Origin of the sequence: Bradyrhizobium cajani (assembly GCF_009759665.1) — a bacterium.
GTDB classification, from domain to species: Bacteria; Pseudomonadota; Alphaproteobacteria; order Rhizobiales; family Xanthobacteraceae; genus Bradyrhizobium; species Bradyrhizobium cajani.
Genome location: NZ_WQNE01000033.1, coordinates 44,585 through 62,793, shown reverse-complemented (window position 1 = coordinate 62,793; position 18,209 = coordinate 44,585). Strand labels below are relative to the sequence as shown.

General features: G+C 66.3%; 15 protein-coding genes. 12 read left to right on the top strand and 3 right to left on the bottom strand.

The window, feature by feature from the left end:
- The first annotated feature begins 246 nt into the window (after window positions 1-246).
- A complete protein-coding gene (locus tag GPL20_RS30580; protein WP_157334729.1) occupies window positions 247-1,248 on the top strand; it encodes a 2-hydroxyacid dehydrogenase in 1,002 nt (333 codons plus the stop codon).
- 171 nt (window positions 1,249-1,419) lie between these two features.
- Here GPL20_RS30580 and GPL20_RS30575 read toward each other — a convergent pair whose 3' ends face one another.
- Window positions 1,420-2,325, bottom strand: a complete 906-nt coding sequence (locus GPL20_RS30575) for a LysR family transcriptional regulator (protein ID WP_157334727.1) — start codon at window positions 2,323-2,325, stop codon at window positions 1,420-1,422.
- Between the two features lie 119 nt (window positions 2,326-2,444).
- Between GPL20_RS30575 and GPL20_RS30570 the strand changes: the two genes are divergently transcribed.
- Entirely contained in the window at window positions 2,445-3,452 is a 1,008-nt protein-coding gene (locus GPL20_RS30570; RefSeq protein ID WP_157334725.1) for an aldo/keto reductase, read from the top strand.
- A gap of 9 nt (window positions 3,453-3,461) precedes the next feature.
- Here the strand turns inward: GPL20_RS30570 and GPL20_RS30565 are convergent, their stop codons facing one another.
- Window positions 3,462-4,265, bottom strand: a complete 804-nt coding sequence (locus GPL20_RS30565) for a HesA/MoeB/ThiF family protein (protein ID WP_157334722.1) — start codon at window positions 4,263-4,265, stop codon at window positions 3,462-3,464.
- Window positions 4,266-4,481: 216 nt separating this feature from the next.
- Here GPL20_RS30565 and GPL20_RS30560 point away from each other — a divergent pair, with 216 nt between their 5' ends.
- Window positions 4,482-5,843 (top strand): serine protease, encoded by a 1,362-nt coding sequence (locus GPL20_RS30560; protein WP_167533293.1) that lies wholly within the window; start codon window positions 4,482-4,484, stop codon window positions 5,841-5,843.
- Window positions 5,844-6,099: 256 nt separating this feature from the next.
- Window positions 6,100-6,843: a ParA family protein gene (locus tag GPL20_RS30555; protein WP_157334721.1), complete on the top strand. Its 744-nt coding sequence runs from the start codon at window positions 6,100-6,102 to the stop codon at window positions 6,841-6,843.
- A gap of 269 nt (window positions 6,844-7,112) precedes the next feature.
- Here the strand turns inward: GPL20_RS30555 and mutM are convergent, their stop codons facing one another.
- Entirely contained in the window at window positions 7,113-7,994 is an 882-nt protein-coding gene (gene mutM / locus GPL20_RS30545; RefSeq protein ID WP_157334717.1) for a bifunctional DNA-formamidopyrimidine glycosylase/DNA-(apurinic or apyrimidinic site) lyase, read from the bottom strand.
- 81 nt (window positions 7,995-8,075) lie between these two features.
- On the opposite strand from mutM, the gene ubiE reads away from it, so the two are divergent.
- From ubiE to GPL20_RS30505, 8 genes are all read left to right on the top strand, one after another.
- A complete protein-coding gene (ubiE, locus tag GPL20_RS30540; RefSeq protein WP_157334715.1) occupies window positions 8,076-8,837 on the top strand; it encodes a bifunctional demethylmenaquinone methyltransferase/2-methoxy-6-polyprenyl-1,4-benzoquinol methylase UbiE in 762 nt (253 codons plus the stop codon).
- Window positions 8,834-10,408: a 2-polyprenylphenol 6-hydroxylase gene (gene ubiB / locus GPL20_RS30535; RefSeq protein WP_254126119.1), complete on the top strand. Its 1,575-nt coding sequence runs from the start codon at window positions 8,834-8,836 to the stop codon at window positions 10,406-10,408. Before ubiE ends, ubiB begins: the two co-directional genes overlap by 4 nt.
- A 56-nt stretch (window positions 10,409-10,464) precedes the next feature.
- Window positions 10,465-11,904, top strand: coding sequence for a bifunctional phosphopantothenoylcysteine decarboxylase/phosphopantothenate--cysteine ligase CoaBC (gene coaBC / locus GPL20_RS30530; RefSeq protein WP_157334713.1), 1,440 nt, complete (start codon window positions 10,465-10,467; stop codon window positions 11,902-11,904).
- A complete protein-coding gene (gene dut / locus GPL20_RS30525) occupies window positions 11,901-12,359 on the top strand; it encodes a dUTP diphosphatase (RefSeq protein WP_157334711.1) in 459 nt (152 codons plus the stop codon). The genes coaBC and dut overlap by 4 nt, the downstream gene beginning before the upstream one ends.
- Window positions 12,360-12,729: 370 nt before the next feature.
- Entirely contained in the window at window positions 12,730-15,234 is a 2,505-nt protein-coding gene (locus GPL20_RS30520) for a sensor histidine kinase (RefSeq protein ID WP_157334709.1), read from the top strand.
- Window positions 15,231-16,751: a tRNA (adenosine(37)-N6)-threonylcarbamoyltransferase complex ATPase subunit type 1 TsaE gene (gene tsaE, locus GPL20_RS30515; RefSeq protein WP_157334707.1), complete on the top strand. Its 1,521-nt coding sequence runs from the start codon at window positions 15,231-15,233 to the stop codon at window positions 16,749-16,751. The genes GPL20_RS30520 and tsaE overlap by 4 nt, the downstream gene beginning before the upstream one ends.
- Window positions 16,752-16,832: 81 nt before the next feature.
- A complete protein-coding gene (locus tag GPL20_RS30510) occupies window positions 16,833-17,147 on the top strand; it encodes a PilZ domain-containing protein (protein WP_157334796.1) in 315 nt (104 codons plus the stop codon).
- A gap of 123 nt (window positions 17,148-17,270) precedes the next feature.
- Window positions 17,271-17,993 carry a nucleotidyltransferase family protein gene (locus GPL20_RS30505; protein ID WP_157334699.1) on the top strand — a complete coding sequence of 241 codons (723 nt, stop codon included), beginning with the start codon at window positions 17,271-17,273 and terminating at the stop codon, window positions 17,991-17,993.
- Window positions 17,994-18,209: the final 216 nt, after the last annotated feature.

The following is an 18,209-nucleotide window of genomic DNA, read 5'->3' as shown; positions in this document are numbered from 1 at the left end:
CGCCCCACGCGGGTGTTCCGCCAAGCCCTGACCCGTGGTTCTTGTCTTGGCCCGGCCTTCTGCTAGAGAGGACGGACGCTTGAACAACCAGTTTGCCCCGATTTTCCAGCCGGAAATGTCGGGAGAGCTTGAAGGAAACGCCGGGGACGACACGGCAAGGGCAGTGTCGAACAACCGGGTTAATGAGGCCTGAACGACCGGCCTTTGGCGACAGAGGCGGCTTGCGACGCCTCATGAGAGCAGGACATGTCGGTGAAGAAAAAGCCCCTCGTCGTGGTGACGCGCAAGCTGCCGGATTCGATCGAGACGCGGATGCGCGAGCTGTTCGACGCGCGGATCAATCTCGACGACACGCCGATGACGCCCGAGCAGATCGCCGAAGCCGCGCGGACCGCCGACGTGCTGGTTCCGACGGTGACCGATCACATCACCGCCGAGGTCGTCAACCAGCCCGACTGCAAGCTGCGCCTGATCGCCAATTTCGGCAACGGCGTCGACAATATCGATGTCGAGGCCGCGCATGCCCGCGGCATCACCGTCACCAACACGCCGAAGGTTCTGACCGAGGACACCGCCGACATGACCATGGCGCTGATCCTGGCTGTGCCGCGCCGGATGATCGAAGGCGCCTCGATCCTGACGGAAGGAAAATCCTGGCCGGGCTGGTCGCCGACCTGGATGCTCGGCCACCGCATCGGCGGCAAACGCCTCGGCATCATCGGCATGGGCCGGATCGGCCAGGCGGTGGCGCGCCGCGCCCGCGCCTTCGGCTTGCAGATCCACTATCACAACCGCCGTCCCGTCGCCCCGAAGATCGCCGAAGAACTTGGCGCGACCTATTGGGAAAGCCTCGACCAGATGCTGGCGCGGATGGACATCATCTCGGTGAATTGTCCGCACACGCCGGCGACCTATCATCTGCTCTCGGCGCGGCGACTGAAGCTGATCCGGAAAGACGCCTACATCGTCAACACCGCGCGCGGCGAGGTCACCGACGAGGACACGCTGATCAAGCTGATCGAAGGCGGCGAGATCGGCGGCGCCGGCCTCGACGTCTACGAGCACGAGCCCGCAGTGAATCCAAAACTGGTGCGGCTCGCCAAGGCCGGCAAGGTGACGCTGCTGCCGCACATGGGCTCGGCCACGATCGAAGGCCGCGTCGAGATGGGCGAGAAGGTGATCATCAACATCCGCACCTTCCTCGACGCCCACAAGCCGCCGGATCGCGTGCTGCCGAGCATGCTCTGATTCCGCAGCCCAACTGCGCGACAAGCTCTCAGCCCTCATCCTGAGGAGCCGCGCAGCGGCGTCTCGAAGGATGGCCACGGGCGAGAGCCGGGCCTGCATGGTTCGCCCGGCGATACGAAGCATCGTCCGGAGACGCGCGCAAGTGCGCGCTCCTCACCATGAGGTCCAGCTTCAGCGCGTCTCGCGCTTGCGCCAGACCGCGACGAAATCGATGAAGGCGCGCAGCGCCGGCGGCACCTGGCGGCGGCTCGGATAATACAGGAACGGTCCGGGGAACGGCTCGCACCAATCCTCCATCAGGCTGACCAGCGCGCCGGACTTCAGGGCTTCGCCGACATAGCCATCGATCGTGGCCCAGACGCCGGCACCGTCGAGCGCGGCACGCATCGCAAGGTTCATATTGGTCGAGATCAGCTTGGCGGGCGGATCCACCTTCACGAGCTGGCCGGCCTTTTCGAACTCCAGATCATGCATGACGCCGCTCGAATAGCGCGCGCGGATGCAATCGTGGTCGAGCAGGTCCTTCGGATGCTTCGGCTTGCCGCGGCGCGCGAGGTAAGCAGGCGAGGCGACGACGACATAGCGTTGCGGACCGCTCAGAGGGATCGCCACCATGTCCTGCGCGAGATGCTCACCGTAACGCACGCCGGCATCGAAACCGGCGCTGACGATGTCGACGAACCCGCTCTCCGAGACGATGTCGAGATCGACCTGCGGATGGAGGCCAAGAAACGGCCCGACCATCGGCGCCAGCACGAGGTCGACCGCCGGCGGCGGCGCGTTGATGCGCAGGCGCCCCGAGGCGACCTCGCGCAGGCCCCGGACCTGATCCAGGGCATCGCCGACGTCGCGCAGCGCCGGCGCCACCCGCGACAGCAGCAGCTCGCCCGCCTCGGTCAGGGCGACGCTGCGGGTGGTGCGGTTCATCAGGCGGACCCCGAGGCGCTCCTCCAGATCCCGCAGCCGCTGGCTAAGGCTCGACACCGACACGCGAATTTCGACCGCCGCACGCCGGAAATTGCGGGTGCGGGCGACCGCCATGAAGACATCGAGATCACGCAGGTCGGGCTCGGCCATTGTTCGACAATGTGAACAAGCCATTCTGGATTGTCCAGCTTATCGGCGCAATCGAGCGGGCGCATATCCAGCCGCGTCACGCGGCGCAATCAGCCTGCCGCCCTTCGAGGAGAGCCATCATGGAACAGCGCAAACTCGGTTCAACCGGTCCCACCGTCTCCGCCCTCGGTCTTGGCTGCATGGCCATGTCCGACGCCTACGGTCCCGCCGATCGCGGCGAGGCCATCGCCACCGTCCATGCCGCGCTCGATGCCGGCATCACGCTGCTCGACACCGGCGATTTCTACGCCATGGGCCACAACGAGATGCTGGTCCGCGACGCGCTGAAGGATATGTCACGCGACAAGGTACAGCTCAGCGTCAAATTCGGCGCGCTGCGCGGTCCGGCCGGCGAATTCGCCGGCATGGATTGCCGGCCGGCGGCGATCAGGAATTTCCTGGCCTATTCGCTCCAGCGGCTCGACACCGATTACATCGACGTCTATCGCCCGGCACGGCTCGATCCCAACGTTCCCATCGAGGAGACCATCGGCGGCCTCGCCGACATGGTGAAGGCCGGCTATATCAGGCATATCGGCCTGTCCGAGGTCGGCTCCGATACCATCCGCCGCGCGCACGCCGTGCATCCGATCGCCGATCTCCAGATCGAGTATTCGCTGATCGAGCGCGGCATCGAACGCGACATCCTCAAGACCTGCCGCGAGCTCGGCATCGCCATCACCGCTTACGGCGTGCTGGCGCGCGGTCTGATCAGCGGCCATTGGTCAAAGGATTCCGGCAAGGCCGGCAAGGACTACCGGCTGATGACGCCGCGTTTCCAGGGCGCAAATCTCGACGCCAATCTCGCCCTGGTGGACAGACTGCGTGCGATTGCGGACGAGGTTGGCGCAACGCCGGCGCAGGTCGCGATCGCCTGGGTGGCCGCGCAGGGTAAGGCGATCGTGCCGCTGGTCGGCGCCCGCACCCGCACCCGTCTCACCGAAGCACTCGGCGCGGCCAGGGTCACGCTGACGCCGGCGCATCTTGCCGCGCTGGCAAAGGCGTTTCCACCGGACGTTGCCTCCGGCACGCGTTACGCAGCCGAGCAGATGGCGCATCTCGACAGCGAGAAGCCGGCGACGACGTAACGGCTGCGATCAGGTGCGATGGGCGCTGAGATCGGTGATCACGGGCCCGTCGCCGTTGAGCGGATTGGCGGGATCGCGGGCGTAGCGCAGCGTTTCGAAGCGCATCGCCCGCGCATCGATCATCAGGAGGCGGCCGACCAGGCCGTCGCCGAAACCGACGATCTCGCGGATCGCCTCCAGCGCCATCATCGAGCCGAGCACGCCGGCGAGCGCACCCATGACGCCGGCCTCGGCGCAGGCCGGCACAGTGCCGGGCGGCGGCGCCTCCGGAAACAGGCAGCGATAGGTCGGATTGAATTCGCCCTGCTCGTTCGTCTCATGCGCGCGGATGGTGGTGAGCGAGCCGTCGAAGGTGCCGAGCGCCGCGGTGATCAGCGGCCTCTTCGCAAAGAAGCAGGCGTCCGAAGCCAGATAACGCGTCGAGAAATTGTCGGAGCCGTCGAGCACGAGATCGTAGTCGCCGATCAGGCTGAGCGCGTTGTCGGCGTTGAGCCAGGTGGCGTGGCCGACGAAGCGGACATGCGGGTTGAGCGCGGCGATCCGTTCCGCTGCGCTCTCGACCTTGTGCCGGCCGATATCCGGCGTCGTATGGATCACCTGGCGCTGAAGGTTGGACAGCGACACCACGTCGTCGTCGACCACGCCGAGCGTGCCGACGCCGGCGGCGGCCAGATACATCAGCGCGGGCGCGCCGAGCCCGCCGGCGCCGATCACCAGCACGGAGGCCCGCTTCAGCGCAGCCTGGCCGGGACCGCCGACGTCGCGCAGCACGATGTGGCGGGCATAGCGTTCGAGTTCGTCCGGGCTCAGCATCGTCCTTCGTTCCTCTCAACCCTCATGGTGAGGAGGCGCAAAGCGCCGTCTCGAACCATGAAGGCCCCCGCTGCGGCGGCTCGGCCTGCATCCTTCGAGACGCCGCTTACGCGGCTCCTCAGGATGAGGGTCAACGCCTGAACCACCCCAACATTGTTCGCGACCAACGAGATGTGCTTCAATGGCATCGCGTTCAATGGGCTGGCTGGATTTGTCATGAGATCGATGCTTGCGGCAACCTTGATGTTTGCGGCTGCCACAGGCGCGAACGCCCAGATGACGGCGCCGCAGATCCCCGGCACCAGGCCGAAGCCGGTCCAGACCGTTCCGGTCCGCCCGCCCGCGTTGCAGACGGCGTCGGAAACGGCAGATGCGATGGCGCAGGCCGAGCGGCTGTCGCTCCAGTCCGACCTCGCCTGGGTCGGCCAATATAACGGCGCTATCACCGGCGACATCAGCGAGCGCATGGTCAACGCCGTGAAGGAGTACCAGAAGGCCAAGGGCGGCAAGCCGACCGGCGTGCTCAATCCGCAGGAGCGCGCCGCGCTCGCGGAGACGGCGCGGCGGAAGCAGGAGAGCGTCGGCTGGAAGATCGTGATGGAGCCGACCAGTGGTGCGCGGCTCGGCATTCCCGGCAAGCTGGTACCGCAGCAGGTGAGCGACGCCAACGGCTCGAAATGGACCTCGCCGACCGGAACGGTGCAGGTGCTGCTCAGCCGCCGCAAGGAGGCGAACCCGACCACGGCAAAGCTCGCCGAAGCGGAGAAGAAGGAGCCGGCCGGGCGCAAGGTCGACTACACCGTGGTGAAGCCGGACTTCTTCGTGCTGTCGGGATTGCAGGGCCTGAAGAAGTTCTACGTGCGCGGCACCTTCAAGGGCGATGAAGTGCGGATCATGACGATCCTCTACGATCAAGCGACCGAGAACACGGTCGAGCCGGTCGTGATCGCAATGTCGAGCGCGTTCAATGCGTTCCCTTCGAGCCCCATGGCTGGACCACCGCCGCGCAAGACCGTCGAATACGCCACCGGCATCGTCGTCAGCGACGACGGCGCCATTGTCACCGACCGCCTCGTCACCGACGGCTGTCTTGCGATCACGATCGGCGGCTACGGCAGCGCGGACCGTCTCGCCGAGGACAAGGAGCACGATCTTGCGCTCCTGCACATCTGTGGGGCGCGCGGCCTGAAGCCGCTCAGCCTCGCCGGCAGCGGGCCAAGTGCGAGCGTCGATGTCGTCGGCATCGCCGATCCGCAGAGCCAGGGCGGCGCGGCCGGCGTGTCGAGCGTCAAAGGCGCGCTGGCGCCGGTCACGAGCAGCGATTTCGCGCTGTCTCCGCCGCCGGGGGTCGGATTTTCCGGCAGCCCGGCCATCGATGGCGACGGCAGGTTTGCCGGCGTCGCGCTGTTGAAGCCGGCGATGGTCGCTGGACCTGCGACATCGGTGCCGGCGTCGCAAGCGGTGATGGTTTCCGCGGAGACTGTGCGCGATTTCCTGAAGGCGAACGATGTCACGGCGAACGGCACGTCGACCGATGCAAGAGGCGCCGTCGTGCGCGTGATCTGCGTGCGCAAGTGAGCCAGGGCAAGGATCCCTAATCCCTGCACCTTGGGGTAGTGGCGAGCACGCCCCACGTACGACTACGGTTCCGGTAATCGTACGGATTAGCTGGAAATCCCTATTCCGCCATCATCGTTACCGTTGATTCGGACCTCCGCGATCCCCTTTGGATCGGGCCGGCACGTCCTGAGCGAGAAGCGCTCAGCATCGCGAAGCGATGCACGTTCGCGTGGCGTATTCCTGACCCAGGCAACTCCAAAGGAATGATCTTTCAATGCACACGATCGTACTGGCCACCCAAAAGGGTGGCAGCGGCAAGAGCACGCTCGCCATCGGCCTCGCGCTGGCGGCCAGGCAGGCCGGCTTCACTGTTCGCCTGATCGAGACCGACCCGCAGGGCACCCTGTCGAGCTGGCAGCGTCGCCGCACCAGCGAGGATCTCGTCGTCGAGCCGATCTACCATGCCGCCGACATCGCGCCGCGCCTGAAGATGCTGGCCGATAGCGGCCTCCAGCTCGCAATCGTCGATACTGCGGCCGGTCTCAGCGCCGCCACCACCGCCGCGATCCGCCATTCCGATCTCTGCCTGATCCCGGCCCGCCCGAGCGTCGCCGACATCGAGGCGACCGCTTCGACGCTCAGCGTCGCGCGCGCCTGGAAGCGGCCCTTTGGCTTCGTGCTGAACCAGACGCCGATCCGTGGCCAGCGCATCGACAATGCTGCCGACACGCTCGCCGAGGAAGCCGCACTCGATCTCGCCGAGGTGCTGGCGCGCCCGCTGATCGCGATGCGCAACGACCATCAGGACTCGCTTGCGAGCGGCCTCGCGGTCAGCGAATTCGCGCCGAACGGCAAGTCGGCGGACGAGATCCGTGGCCTCTGGCGGTGGATCGAGACGCGTCTCGAGCTCTCCGCCACGCCCCATCTTCCGATCGACCAGTTGGTGTCGGCTGCGGACGGCATGCTGCACGCGACCAGCGAGCTTTCGGCAGACGAGACCACGACACTGGCGCCCTGAGCGGGGCGATCGCTCGGGCGCCAGACGGGCCCTTCGCCATCCGGTCGAAGAGCCCAAGCGACGATGCAATCCGGCCACCAGCCCGGCCGGATTGCTTCGCTTCGCGTTTTTCGGAAGGCTCCATCCACGCCGTCATTGCGAGGAGCCCTTGCGACGAACCAATCCAGGCTGCCTCCGCGGAAAGATTCTGGATTGCTTCGCTGCGCTCGCAATGACGCTCGTGGTTGGCTTCGCCGAGGCTCACGGCTTCCTCGCTGCGAGCCTGATCCCTACTTCTGACATTTCGGGCACCAGAAGGTCGACCGGCCGTTCTGCGTAAACCGCTTGATCGTGCCGCCGCAGCCCGGCGTCGTGCATTTCTCGCCTTCGCGGTCGTACACCCTGAACGAATGCTGGAAATAGCCGAGCTCGCCCGTCGTCTGGCGATGGTCGCGCAAGCTGGAGCCGCCGGCCTTGATGGCGTCGTTCAGCACGGTGTGGATCGCACTGACCAGCCGCCTGGCTTGATCCGTTGCCTCACCCTTCTTCGTCGACAGCGTCGCGGCGATCCGGCGCGGCGACAGGTGCGAGCGGTGGAGGGCTTCGCAGACATAGATGTTGCCCAGCCCCGCCACCACGCGCTGGTCGAGCAGCGCGGCCTTCAGGCTTGTGGTCTTGCCGGCGCAGGACCGCGCCAGCATCGCGGCATCGAATTCGTTGCCGAGCGGCTCGGGACCGAGCCCGCGCAGCAACGGCTCTTCCTCAAGCGCACTCCGCGCAATCACCTTCATGTAACCGAAACGGCGCGGATCGTTGAAGACGATATCGGCGCCCGAGGACATCCGAAACAGCACGTGATCGTGCGCGGAGTCCTTGGCCCGCGGGTAATGAAACTCGCCGGGAACGGCATGGTTGTCCGGCTTGATGACGCGAAACGAGCCTGACATACCCAGATGCATCAAGAGCACGTCGCCGGAGGCGAGATCGGCCATGAGATATTTTGCCCGGCGGCCGAGCCCCGTGACGATCTGCCCCTTCAGCCGGGCCACGAAGTCCGGCTGGAAGGGAAAACGCAGATCCGGCCGGCGGGCCTCCGCGGTGAGGATTTTCGCGCCCTCCATGACGGGCTGAAGGCCGCGGCGGACGGTCTCGACTTCGGGCAATTCAGGCATGGTCAGGCATTCACCTTATGAGGGCGGTGTGATAGCGCCATTGCGGCGGGCGCGCTATGGTCCGCCTCGTGGAGTAGAGTAATGGATCGGCCGGGCGAAACCACGCATTTTGGCTTCAGGGACGTTCCCCTGGGGGACAAGCAGACGCTGGTGAACGATGTGTTTCACAGCGTGGCGTCGCGCTATGACTTGATGAACGACCTGATGTCCGGTGGCCTGCACCGGGTCTGGAAGGACATCATGATCAACGCGCTCGACCCGCCGAGGAGCGACCGGCCGTTCGCGCTGCTCGACGTCGCCGGCGGCACCGGCGACATCTCGTTCCGCGCCGCCAAGGCGGCAGGCCCGGGCTTCCATGCCACCGTCTGCGACATCAACGCCAACATGCTGGCCGTGGGCCGCGAGCGCGCCGCCAAGCGGCATCTCGAGACCCAGGTCGATTTCGTCGAAGGCAACGCCGAAGCGCTGGCCTTCGCCGATCGCAGCTTCGACGCATATACGATCGCTTTCGGCATTCGCAACGTGCCGCAGATCGACCTTGCGCTGCGCGAAGCCTATCGCGTGCTGCGGCCCGGCAGCCGATTCCTGTGCCTGGAATTCTCCACCGTCGAAGTGCCCGGGCTCGATCGCCTCTACGACCTGTTCTCGTTCAATGTGATTCCGCCGCTCGGCCGCATGGTCACGGGTGACGCCGAGTCCTACCGATATCTCGTCGAATCGATCCGCAAGTTTCCAAAACCCGGCGTCTTCGCCGACATGATCCGCGAAGCCGGCTTTTCCCGCGTGAGCTGGCAGACCCTCTCCGGCGGCATCGTCGCACTGCATTCGGGCTGGCGTTTGTGATCTCTGCGTTCACCCACATTGTGCGCCTGATCCGCGCCGCGTTCGTCTTTGCGCGCGAGGGCGTGTTCGGCTCGGTCGATCCAAGCCTGGTGCCGCCGCCGGGACAGCTCGCGCTCAAGCTGGCGCGACTCGTCGAGCGTCGCGGCGTCAAGCATGGACCGCGGATATCGCGCGCACTGACGCGGATGGGCCCGGCCTATCTCAAGCTCGGGCAATTCCTGGCGACGCGCCCCGACGTCGTCGGTGTCATCATGGCGCGCGACCTCGAAAGTCTCCAGGACCGGCTGCCGCCGTTCCCGCAGGCCGAAGCGGAAGCTGCGATCGCAAACTCGCTGGAGCGGCCGCTGAAGGACGTGTTCGCGAGCTTCGGCCCGCCGGTGGCTGCCGCCTCGATCGCACAGGTGCATCGCGGTGAGGTGTTGCGCGACAGCATCCGCAGGCCGGTCGCGATCAAGGTGCTCCGGCCGCACGTCGCCGCGCGCTTCCGCCGCGACCTCTCCGATTTCTTCTTCGTCGCGCACAAGGCCGAAGCCTATTCGGCCGAGGCGCGGCGCCTGCGCCTCATCGAGGTCATCAACACCATGTCGCGCTCGGTCGCGATGGAGATGGACCTGCGGCTGGAGGCCGCCGCGCTGTCGGAGATGGCGGAGAACACGCAGGACGATCCCGACTTCCGCGTGCCGACCGTCGACTGGGATCGCACCACGCACAACGTGTTGACGATGGAGTGGATCGACGGCATCGCGCTGAACGACCACAAGCGCCTCGCAGAGGCGCAGGTCGATTTGCCCGATCTCGGCCGCAAGGTGATCCAGAGCTTTTTGCGGCACGCGCTGCGCGACGGCTTCTTCCACGCCGACATGCATCCGGGCAACCTGTTCCTCGACGAGGCCGGCCGTCTCGTCGCGGTCGATTTCGGCATCATGGGCCGATTGGGCATGAAGGAACGGCGCTTCCTCGCCGAGATCCTGCTCGGCTTCATCACCCGCGACTATCGCCGCGTGGCGGAGGTGCATTTCGAGGCGGGCTACGTGCCCGCACACCATTCGGTCGAGAATTTTGCGCAGGCCATCCGCGCCATCGGCGAGCCGATCCACAACCGCACCGCCGAGGAGATCTCGATGGCGCGGCTGCTGACGCTGCTGCTCGAGGTCACCGGCCTGTTCGACATGACGACGCGGCCCGAGCTGATCCTGCTCCAGAAGACCATGGTCGTGGTCGAGGGCGTCGCGCGCGGCTTCGATCCCAAGCTCGACATCTGGAAGATCGCCGACCCCGTGGTGCGCGAATGGATCGAGCGCAATCTCGGACCGATCGGCCGGGTGCAGGGCGCACTTGCGGGGACCGGGGACATCGCGCGTGTGCTGATGCGCCTGCCGGAGATCGCCGAGCGGTCGGTCAAGGTGATCGAGCAGCTCGAGACCATGACCCGCGAGGGCCTGAAACTCTCGCCGGAGAGCATCGCAGCGATGGGCCGCAGCGAGGGCCGCAAGAATCGCTGGCGCACCGTCGCGCTCTGGATCATCGCCGCGACCTTCATCGGCATCCTGATCGCCGTCCGGAATCTGTGATTGCACTGCAATCACGCGGATGATAGCATCGCTATCATTCCGTGCTGGAGGGCGTCATGGCGAGCCTGACCATCCGCAAGCTCGACGACAACGTCAAAACCTATCTGCGACTGCGGTCGGCGAAGAATCGCAGATCGGTCGAGGAGGAGGTCCGGGTCATCCTGCGGGAGCTGATCGAGGGCCGCGAGGAGCCGCTGACGCCGTTTGCGGTGCCGCCTGCGGCATCCACCGCCCCAACGCCCCAGCGCACCGGCGCGCCTCCCGAGGCCAGCGTCACCCTGATCATCGGCGGCGGGATCGCGGCCTATAAATCACTCGATCTGATCCGCAGGCTGAAGGAGCGCCGCGTCGAGGTCCGCTGCGTGCTGACCAAGGCGGCGCAGCAGTTCGTCACGCCACTGGCCGTGAGCGCGCTGTCGCATGAGCGCGTCTACACTGACCTGTTCGATCCCCAGAGCGAGTTCGACGCCGGCCACATTCGTCTCGCGCGCGACTGCGACCTGGTCGTGGTGGCGCCTGCGACCGCCGACCTCATGGCCAAGATGGCCAACGGCCATGCCGACGATCTCGCCAGCGCCATCCTGCTCGCGACCAATCGCAAGGTGCTGCTGGCGCCGGCGATGAATCCGCTGATGTGGAACAACGCGGCGACGCGCCGCAATCTCGCGCAGCTCCAGCGCGACGGCGTGGCGCTGATCGGGCCGAACTCCGGCGAGATGGCCGAGGCGGGCGAAGCCGGAATCGGCCGCATGTCGGAAGCGATCGAGATCGCCAACGCCGCCGAGCGGCTGCTGCGGCCGCCGGTGCCGCGCCCGCTCGCCGGCAAGCGCGTATTGATCACCGCGGGTCCCACGCACGAGCCGATCGATCCGGTGCGCTACATCGCCAACCGCTCCTCCGGCAAGCAGGGCTTTGCCATTGCCGCGGCCGCGCAGGCCGCGGGCGCCGAAGTGATTCTGGTCAGCGGCCCGGTCGATCTTGATGATCCCCAGGGGGTCACGGTGAAGCATGTCGAATCGGCGCGGCAGATGCTGGAGCAGGTCCAGGCCGCGCTCCCCGCCGATATCGCGATCTTCGCCGCCGCGGTCGCCGATTGGCGCGTCGCCAATGAGGGCGACCAGAAGCTGAAGAAGACCTCGGCCGGCATGCCGCCGCTTCAGCTCGTGGAAAACCCCGACATCCTCGCCACGATCTCGAAGCTGACCGACAAGCGCCCGCCGCTGGTGATCGGCTTCGCCGCCGAGACCGAGCACCTCATCGACAACGCCAAGTCAAAACTCGCGCGCAAGGGCTGCGACTGGATCGTCGCCAACGACGTCTCGCCCGCAACCGGCGTGATGGGCGGCGACCGCAACACCGTGCATCTCATCAGCCGCAAGGACGGTGAGATCGCGGTTGATTCCTGGCCGGTGATGACCAAGGAACAAGTCGCCATCGAGCTGGTGGCGCATATCGCAAGAAGTGCGACCGAAAAACCCCTGGAGCCGGCATCTTGAGCACGAAGGTCACCGTCGAACTGCAACGCCTTGCCCATGCCGAGGGCCTGCCGCTGCCGGCCTATCAAACGGCGGAGGCCGCCGGTCTCGACCTGATGGCTGCGGTTCCGGAGGACGAGCCGCTGACGCTCGCGCCCGGCCAATATATGCTGGTGCCGACGGGTCTTGCGATCGCGTTGCCGCCGGGCCACGAGGCCCAGGTGCGGCCTCGCTCGGGGCTTGCGGCCAAGCACGGCGTCACCGTGCTGAACTCGCCCGGCACGATCGACGCGGATTACCGCGGCGAGATCAAGGTGATCCTGATCAATCACGGCCAAGCCGCCTTCGTGATCAAGCGCGGCGAGCGCATCGCGCAGATGGTGATCGCGCCCGTGGAGCAGGCCGCGCTGGTTCCCGTGGTGACATTGTCCGCGACCGATCGCGGCGCCGGCGGCTTCGGCTCGACCGGCCGCTGACTGAGCTGAATGTTGGGTACACCTCTCCCGCATGCGGGAGAGGTCGCGCCGAAGGCGCGGGCGAGGGTTCTTTCTCTAGGGGATTGTCCCATTGCGGAGACACCCTCTCCCCAACCCTCCCCCGCAAGCGGGGGAGCGAGCGCACCGTCATCATGGCAGACGATGCGCATGGCGCGCTAACACACGAAAACTTCAGCCGAATCACCCGAAGAATTACGTGCCGTGGAACTCTCTGCCCGGCATTTTTGTGGGACCGCCTTTGCGTTCACGATCTGGACTCTTACCGGCGGAGTCGCGGTGAGGGTATTGTCGTTTGATTCGCGCGCGACGGGGGTCGCCGCGCGCAAATCCGTGCGATCTTGGGGCAACTATGTCAGGCGTGATCGTGTCGATGCGTCGGACGCTGCTGTCGTGCACATCGTTGGCGCGCAACGGCTTGTTGGGCGGCGCTCTCGCGGCGCTGCTGCCGGCTGCGCCGGCTGAGGCCGCCGATCTCGTCGACACCCTCTCCATCATGCTGGATTTCAACCGGCAGGAACTCGCGGTGCTGGCCACCGCGTTGGCCCTGCTCGGCTTTTCCGTGGTGGCCGCGATCCTGCTGATGCGCACGCGCGTGCGCACGGCCAACAACGAAGCGCGGCTGCACGCCCGAATCGGGGAACTGCAACTCCAGGCCGACCGCTTTGGCGCGTTGCTGTTCGCCGAGCCGCAGATCCTGATCTCCTGGCCGGCCGGCGACAATCGCGCACAGATCTCCGGCGACATCTCCATGGTGCTGCCGCGCGATTCCTCGCCGCAGCGCGTGATCGCGTTCGGAACCTGGCTGCCGCCGGAACCCGCGCTCCAGATGGATCATGCCGTCGACGCGCTCCGCGACCGCGGCGACGGGTTCCAGCTCACGCTGACCACCGCGCATGGCCACACGCTGGAGGCCATCGGCCGCGCCATCGGCGGCCAGGCCATTGTCAGGATCCGCGAACTCTCGGGGCTCCGCCGCGATCTGGCCGAGACCAATCTGCGCTACAAGGCGCTCTCCGACGAGACCGAGATGCTGCGTGGCTTCGCCGCCGCCGCACCCTGGCCGATCTGGGCCAAGAGCGAGAACGGTGCGCTGACCTATGCCAATCCGGCCTATGTGCGCGCGACCGAGGCGGCCAGCATCACTGACGCGCAGGAGCGCAGGCTGGAGCTGCTCGACAGCGCCGACCGCACCGCGATGGATCGCGGCCTGAAGGAGGCCGCCGGCTTCACCTCGCGGCTGCCGATCGTGATCGGCGGCGAGCGGCGCATGTACGACGTGCGCGCCGTCAATGTCGGCAGCGGCAGCGTCGGCGTGGCCATCGATGCGAGCGAAGCGGATGCGCTCAGCTCGGCGCTGGTGCGGATGGCCGAGGCGCATCGCCGCACGCTCGACCAGCTCTCCTCCGGCGTTGCCGTGTTCGACGGCCACCGCCGCCTCGCCTTCTACAATGATTCCTACCGGCGGCTGTGGGACCTCGACCGCACCTTCCTCGACGCCGATCCTGATGATTCCAGCGTGCTCGACCAGCTCCGCGCCGCACGCAAGCTGCCGGAGCAGCCGGACTTCCGCGCCTGGAAGGCCAAGCTGCACGAGGCCTACCGCGCGGTCGAGACCGCCAAGGACACCTGGTACCTGCCCGACGGCCGCGCGCTCTCCGTCGTCACCACGCCGAACCCGGAAGGCGGCGTCACCTATCTGTTCGACGACGTCACCGAGAGCCTCGAGCTCGCCCGTCGCTTCGACGGCATGATCCGCGTCCAGCGCGAGACGCTGGACAGCCTGGCCGAGGGCGTCGCAGTGTTCGGCAGCAACGGCAAGGCGCAGCTGTTCAACCCGGCCTTCGTGCGGATGTGGAAGCTGTCGAGTGATGCCATGCGCGACGAGCCGCATATCCAGACCGTCGAAGGCTGGTGCCATCAGCTGTTCGACGACCCCGTGGTCTGGCGCCAGATCCGCGAGGCCATCACCTCGATCGAGAACCGCGCCGACGTTCCGCTGAAGCTGGAACGCAAGGACGGCAGCGTGCTCGACGGCATGATCCGCCCGCTGCATGACGGCGCGACCATGCTGACGTTCCAGGACATCACCGACACCGAGAATGTCGAGCGTGCGCTGCGCGAGCGCAACGAGGCGCTGGAGGCCGCCGACCAGATGAAGGTGGATTTCGTCCACCACGTCTCCTACGAGCTGCGCTCGCCGCTCACCACCATCATCGGCTTCGCGCATTTCCTCAGCGATCCCTCGACCGGGCCGCTGACGCCGAAACAGGCCGAATATCTCGATTACGTCACCAAATCGACCAACGCGCTGCTGGCGCTCACCAACAACATCCTCGATCTCGCCACCATCGACGCCGGCGCCATGAAGCTGGAACTCGGCCCGGTCGATGTCAGCAAGACCATCGAGCTCGCCGCCGAGGGCATCCAGGACCGGCTGGCGACCGACCGGATCCGCCTCAAGGTCGAGATCGCGCCCGACGTCGGCAGCTTCATCGGCGACGAGAAGCGCGTGGTGCAGGTGCTTTATAACCTCCTCGCCAACGCCGTCGGGTTTTCTCCACAGGATTCCACCGTCGGGATCAGCGCGCGACGCACCGAACGCAGCGTGGTCTTCACTGTGACAGATTCGGGACCTGGAATACCTGCCGACATGAAGGACAAGGTGTTCAACTGGTTCGAAAGCCGCTCGCAAGGGTCGCGTCACCGCGGCGCCGGGCTCGGCCTGTCGCTGGTGCGCTCCTTTGTCGAGCTGCATGGCGGCAAGGTGCGGGTGGATTCGATCGTCGGCCGGGGCACGGTCGTGATCTGCGACTTCCCGACCGACCAGGCGGCGCATCGCGACGCCGCCGAATGACAGAACCCATCACATTCTCCGTCGCGCTCCACAACGAGACAGCCACCGCGCAGCTGATGGCCGACCTTGCGTTGCTGGTCGGCCCCGGCGACGTCATCACGCTCACCGGCGATCTCGGCGCCGGCAAGACCGCGGCCGCCCGCGCCATGATCCGTTATCTCGCCGACGACGAGATGCTGGAAGTGCCGAGCCCGACGTTCACGCTGGTGCAGGGCTATGAGCTGCCGCCCTTCCCTGTCATGCATGCCGATCTCTATCGCGTCGAGGACGAGAGCGAGCTCGAGGAGATCGGGCTGTCGCCGCTCCCCGATGCAAACCTCGTCCTGATCGAATGGCCCGAGCGCGCGCCGTCGGCGATGCCGCAAGACCGCATCGACGTCGCGCTGACGCATCGGCCCGCGCTGGGCTCGAATGCGCGCGCCGCCGACATCACCGGCTACGGCAAGGGCGCAGCACAGGTCGCACGGCTGAAGGCACTGCGCGAATTCCTCGACGCCGCCGGTTATATCGATGCGACGCGCAGGCGCATGGCGGGCGATGCCTCGACGCGCTCCTATGCGCGGCTGATGCGCGACGACGAGATCGTCATCCTCATGAACTTTCCGCAGCGGCCCGACGGCGCCGCGATGTACGACGGAAAATCCTACAGCGCAGCGGTGCATCTCGCCGAGAATGTCAAACCCTTCGTCGCCCTCGACGAAGGTCTGCGCGCGCAAGGCATCTCCGCGCCCGCGATTCACCATTCCGATCTCGACCATGGTTTCCTGATCACCGAAGATTTCGGCAGCGAAGGCGTGATCGAGGGCGATCCGCCGCGCCCGATCGCAGAGCGCTACGAGACCGCGACCGATGTGCTGGCCGCGCTGCACGGCAAGACCCTGCCGGAGACGCTGCCGCTGGACGGGCAGACCTACGACATTCCGGTCTTCGATAGCGACGCGCTCCTGATCGAGATCGGATTGATGCCGGAATGGTATCTGCCCGACCGCAACGCGCCGCTGAGCGAGGCGACGCGCGCGGAATTCTTCGCGATGTGGCGCGAGCTACTCAAGAAGCCGCTGGCGTCGCCGCGGACGTGGATCATCCGCGACTATCACTCGCCCAACCTGATCTGGCTCGGGGATCGCACCGGCACCGCGCGCATCGGCGTGATCGATTTCCAGGACACCGTGCTCGGACCGCAATCCTACGACGTCGTGTCGCTGCTCCAGGACGCCCGCATCGACGTGCCCGAAAGTCTCGAGCTGACCCTGCTGTCGCGCTACATCAAGGCGCGCCGGGCCAGCGATGCCAGCTTCGATCCGGCCGGCTTCGCCGAGCTCTATGCCATCATGTCGGCGCAGCGCAACACGCGCCTGCTCGGCACCTTCGCGCGGCTCAACCGCCGCGATGGCAAGCCGCACTACCTTCGCCACCAGCCGCGGATCTGGACCTATCTCCAGCGCTCGCTGGCGCATCCCGCGCTTGGCTCTCTGCGCGAGTGGTATCTCGCCAACGTCCCACCCCCTCAAGGCTGACCGATTTACCGGCTGTTAGCCAAGATGTCGGTATTCTGGCGGCAAGGCAGCCGGATGATCACGGTGCTGGAGCAAGGGCAGATGGCGGTGAAGACGGACCAGCGCGGCAACAGCCGGGTGGTTTTCGAACGCGGGATTCCGGCCCAGATGATGGGGATCGACGGTACCTGGCGGCGCGACTGCACCATGGAGGACGTCTCTGAGAGCGGCGCCAAGCTGACCATCGACGGCTCGGTCGAGGGTCTCCATCTGAAGGAATTTTTTCTCCTGCTGTCGTCCACCGGTTTGGCGTACCGACGCTGCGAGCTGGCCTGGGTCAATGGCGATCAGATCGGCGTCAATTTCCTCAAGCCCGGCGACAAGAAAAAGGCGCGTTCCACACCTGTCGGAGCATGACGGCAACACCCGTCGCACAAACGTCACGGCGGGTGGTTAAGGCGGTTAAGATGCAGTGCGGGTGGCCAGCTCCCGTGCTAGGATTGCTGCAAACACGAAATCAATAGGTCCGAGAAGGCAAGGATGTCCGTCAAGCCGACCAAAGCCATGGTGCTCGCCGCAGGATTCGGCCTGCGCATGCGTCCGTTGACGGACAAGATGCCGAAGCCCCTGGTGCCGGTGGCCGGTCAGCCGCTGCTCGACCATGTGCTCGACAAGCTCGGCGAAGCCGGCGTGGCCGAGGCGGTGGTCAACGTGCATTATCTGCCGGACCAGATCATCGATCACGTCGCCAATCGTCAGCGGCCGCACGTGACCATCTCGGACGAGCGCGACCAGGTGCTCGGCACCGGCGGCGGCGTGGTCAAGGCACTGCCGCTGCTCGGCAACGCGCCGTTCTTCCACGTCAATTCCGACACGCTGTGGATCGACGGCGTGCGTTCGAACCTGGCGCGGCTTGCCGAGAACTTCGATCCCGCGCGGATGGACATCCTGCTCCTGATGGCGCCGACCGCGACCAGCATCGGCTATGGCGGCCGCGGCGATTACGGCATGACGCCCGACGGCGCCTTGCGCAAGCGCAAGGAGAAGGAGGTCGTTCCGTTCGTCTATGCGGGTGCGGCGATCATGTCGCCGTCGATCTTTGCGGACGCACCGAAGGGCGAGTTCTCGCTGACCAGGATGTTCGACCGCGCCAACGAGCAGGAGCGCCTGTTCGGCCTGCGCCTCGATGGTGTCTGGATGCATGTCGGCACCCCCGACGCCGTGCACGCGGCGGAAGAGGCATTCCTGGAGAGCGTGGCGTAGGGACTTGGCCACCCGCACCGGTGTCATGCCCCGCGAAGGCGGGGCATCCAGTACGCCGCAGCCTCTCGGTTAGACAACGACCGCCTCTGGAATACTGGATCATCCGCCTTCGCGGATGATGACACCTGTCCGGCCTGGCGAACGGTGCCGTAGGGTGACGAACAGCGGGGAAGACCCCGTCCCGCCACATGACCATTTGAGTCCGCCTGCCTATAT

Excerpts from the sequence above, each read along its gene's own strand:
- GPL20_RS30580 (WP_157334729.1), top strand. The coding sequence starts at position 247 with ATGTCGGTGAAGAAAAAGCCCCTCGTCGTGGTGACGCGCAAGCTGCCG.
- GPL20_RS30575 (WP_157334727.1), bottom strand. The coding sequence starts at position 2,325 with ATGGCCGAGCCCGACCTGCGTGATCTCGATGTCTTCATGGCGGTCGCC.
- GPL20_RS30570 (WP_157334725.1), top strand. The coding sequence starts at position 2,445 with ATGGAACAGCGCAAACTCGGTTCAACCGGTCCCACCGTCTCCGCCCTC.
- GPL20_RS30565 (WP_157334722.1), bottom strand. The coding sequence starts at position 4,265 with ATGCTGAGCCCGGACGAACTCGAACGCTATGCCCGCCACATCGTGCTG.
- GPL20_RS30560 (WP_167533293.1), top strand. The coding sequence starts at position 4,482 with ATGAGATCGATGCTTGCGGCAACCTTGATGTTTGCGGCTGCCACAGGC.
- GPL20_RS30555 (WP_157334721.1), top strand. The coding sequence starts at position 6,100 with ATGCACACGATCGTACTGGCCACCCAAAAGGGTGGCAGCGGCAAGAGC.
- mutM (WP_157334717.1), bottom strand. The coding sequence starts at position 7,994 with ATGCCTGAATTGCCCGAAGTCGAGACCGTCCGCCGCGGCCTTCAGCCC.
- ubiE (WP_157334715.1), top strand. The coding sequence starts at position 8,076 with ATGGATCGGCCGGGCGAAACCACGCATTTTGGCTTCAGGGACGTTCCC.
- coaBC (WP_157334713.1), top strand. The coding sequence starts at position 10,465 with ATGGCGAGCCTGACCATCCGCAAGCTCGACGACAACGTCAAAACCTAT.
- GPL20_RS30520 (WP_157334709.1), top strand. The coding sequence starts at position 12,730 with ATGTCAGGCGTGATCGTGTCGATGCGTCGGACGCTGCTGTCGTGCACA.
- tsaE (WP_157334707.1), top strand. The coding sequence starts at position 15,231 with ATGACAGAACCCATCACATTCTCCGTCGCGCTCCACAACGAGACAGCC.
- GPL20_RS30510 (WP_157334796.1), top strand. The coding sequence starts at position 16,833 with ATGGCGGTGAAGACGGACCAGCGCGGCAACAGCCGGGTGGTTTTCGAA.
- GPL20_RS30505 (WP_157334699.1), top strand. The coding sequence starts at position 17,271 with ATGTCCGTCAAGCCGACCAAAGCCATGGTGCTCGCCGCAGGATTCGGC.